The following is a 2,560-nucleotide window of genomic DNA, read 5'->3' as shown; positions in this document are numbered from 1 at the left end:
CACACGATCATATTGGTGGTGATGGAGCTTCTATAGCAGAAGGAGCATTTGCATTTACCGATGTAACTACTGCGAATGTAAGTACAACCAAACACGGCTTCGTGCCAAAAGCTGTCGCTCCCTCTTCAGGAATCCTTAATGTGTACGGTATAGCAAGTGGAGAAACCGCAATCACAAACAAAGCAATCTTTGATTTTGCCACTCCACAAGAATTAGGTACTGCGACTTCGGGAACATCTGTCGTAGCTGCCCGCCGTGATCACGTTCACACACTTCCAAAAGGCGGCGTCCTCTCCTGGTCGGAAGTCACCGGCACCACGCAAGCCCTCGCCGTAAATACCGGATATATCCTGAACCATGCAACTACGATGATCGTTGCCACCCTACCAAGCACCGCCGCGTTAGGGGATGTGATCCGGATTGTCGGGAAAGGCGCGGCAATGTGGAAAGTTGCGCAGAACGCCTCTCAGTATATCCGGTTTGCCGGACTTACGACAACCACGGGAACCGGGGGATACCTGCAAGCTGAGAATGCGTATGATTGTATTGAGATCATGTGTACAACGGCAAATAACGGCTGGACTGTGATTAGCTCAATCGGGAATATTGTGGTGGTGTGAGAAATGACGAGAAAGACAAACGCAATCGGATTAAACACAGATGATATTCTCCTCTCATTAAGGGACACGTATCTTGTCTGTGGAGTAGAATGGGATCAGAGCTCTACTGATCCGGCACTTACTCGGATCGATATTAACTCAAATGAAGATAAGGGTACGAGAGATACCTCCTTCTTTGATGCCCATGTAGTCTGGGGTAATATCAAAAGGTGTAATGTTGCAGACGACGGCACGGTCAATGCATACTATGATGATGTGGGGTTTGCATACGACGGCACTAATGGTGAGGTAATGGTAGAAATACCCAAGTTCTACTATAAATCCTACAAGTCCGGATCAACATACAGGTGGTGGATCTCTCCATTTCCAGCACCGGGATTCAAGGTTCACCCTGCATTTGTCTCTGATTCAGTAGAAAAGGATCACATCTACGTTGGTGCATTTCACGGATCTGCATACGACGTCACCGCTAACGCAACCGAAGTTAATACGATCCAGATCACCGCTGAACCGACAGCAAATGGAAACATCACGATCACCCTTGACGGTAACTATGCGTTTACTGTCGCCGTGCTGAATGCTGACACGATAGAAGGTGTGATCGATAAGATCGTTGCTGCCGGAAACAAGACGGATTATCAGGGTGTCGTGTGGACGGTTGCGAAGGTTGACGCGGATGAGTTGACGTATACTGCCGATTCTGTAGGGCTGAAATCGACTGCTGTGTTTTCAGGCGGGACTACGGGGGTTACCGCATCCGTCACCAAGACCACACCGGGAGCGGGGGGATACGTCAAGAACGACGCTGCCGGACTGGATTTCACCGCAACCTCTGGCGACAAGATGGCCTCAAGAGCCGGTGTGAAACCCCTATCAGGGTGGAAGAACGCAACCGCAACGCTCCCGAACATGCGTATCCTTGCGCAGAACCGGGGAGCTGGCTGGAACCTGTTAAACTTCAATCAGGTGTGCGCAATCCAACTTCTCTACCTAGTAGAATACGCGCATTTCAATAGCCAGACGCAGATCGGGCAAGGTGTGACAGGAGTAAACGACACAACGGCGGGCAACAATTACAACAACGCATTAAACAACGGGTTTACCGCCGGTGTTGGCACTTCAAGCACCGATCTCGGGAATGCGTCGGGTGTCTGTACCGGGGTCGCCCATTACAAGACCACGGAAGCAGACGCCGATATTCAGCCTGTTTCATATCGTGGGATTGAGAATTTCTGGGGCAATATCTGGCAATGGGTTGACGGGATCAATATCAAAGCAGACTATAATCCGTGGATTGCCGATCATGATTTCGCATCCGATACGTTCGTCCACCCTTACGCGGATACGGGGTTGACGGTTGTTGCAAGCGACGGATACATATCTAATATTATATTTGGTGCAGGACTGGACTACGGATTCCTCGCAAGTTCGGTAAGTGGAGGCGGTTCGGAGTATTACCTGTGCGATTATCTCTATCGTGCAACTGGGAACCGATCCGCGCTGTTGGGGGGCTCTTGGAGTAGTGGCCTGGATGCGGGCGCGTTCATTTGGTTTCTGGCTTATGCGGCGTCGGCTGTGCATCGGGCTTTTGGGGCTCGGCTGGCCTTTGTTGGGTGATCACATGAAATCATATTCAGATAATAAACCACAGGAAATCGAGATCGATAAGATCGCGAAAGGTGTAGCTCGGGTACTGATTCGATGGAACGCCAAGGAAGTACCTGCACCTGTCATGGACGGAGAGAAGGTAAGGACGCAATGGGAGTACGATGAAGAAGTGATCTCATGGAGCCTTCCCACCCCCAATCTCACGCCCGAACAGATCGCCGTATATTTCAAGGAGAAACGTGCAGAGATTGAAGGATTCGCAAAGGCAAAGCGGATCAACTGGAAGAGAACAGATGCAAAAATAGATATTTCAAAGGTAATAGAAAAATGAC

Annotated in this window: 3 protein-coding genes; all 3 read left to right on the top strand. The window is 50.0% G+C overall.

The genetic code is table 11. The features are described from left to right. Positions 1 to 620: hypothetical protein (locus WC359_15605; GenBank protein ID MFA5401878.1), on the top strand; the 620-nt coding region annotated here is incomplete at its 5' end. Between the two features lie 3 nt (positions 621 to 623). Next, a complete protein-coding gene (locus WC359_15600) occupies positions 624 to 2,237 on the top strand; it encodes a hypothetical protein (GenBank protein MFA5401877.1) in 1,614 nt (537 codons plus the stop codon). Between the two features lie 4 nt (positions 2,238 to 2,241). Beyond that, positions 2,242 to 2,559 (top strand): hypothetical protein, encoded by a 318-nt coding sequence (locus WC359_15595; protein ID MFA5401876.1) that lies wholly within the window; start codon positions 2,242 to 2,244, stop codon positions 2,557 to 2,559. Position 2,560 lies beyond the last annotated feature (1 nt).

The sequence above is a fragment of the Dehalococcoidia bacterium genome, assembly GCA_041653995.1.
In the GTDB taxonomy this organism is placed as follows: Bacteria; Chloroflexota; Dehalococcoidia; order GIF9; family UBA5629; genus CAIMUM01.
Note: the sequence above shows the minus strand (reverse complement) of the source record. Positions and strands in the feature narration are given on the sequence as shown.

What these genes read in the sequence shown, in the direction of transcription:
- WC359_15600 (MFA5401877.1), top strand. Translation starts at nt 624, where the DNA reads ATGACGAGAAAGACAAACGCAATCGGATTAAACACAGATGATATTCTC.
- WC359_15595 (MFA5401876.1), top strand. Translation starts at nt 2,242, where the DNA reads ATGAAATCATATTCAGATAATAAACCACAGGAAATCGAGATCGATAAG.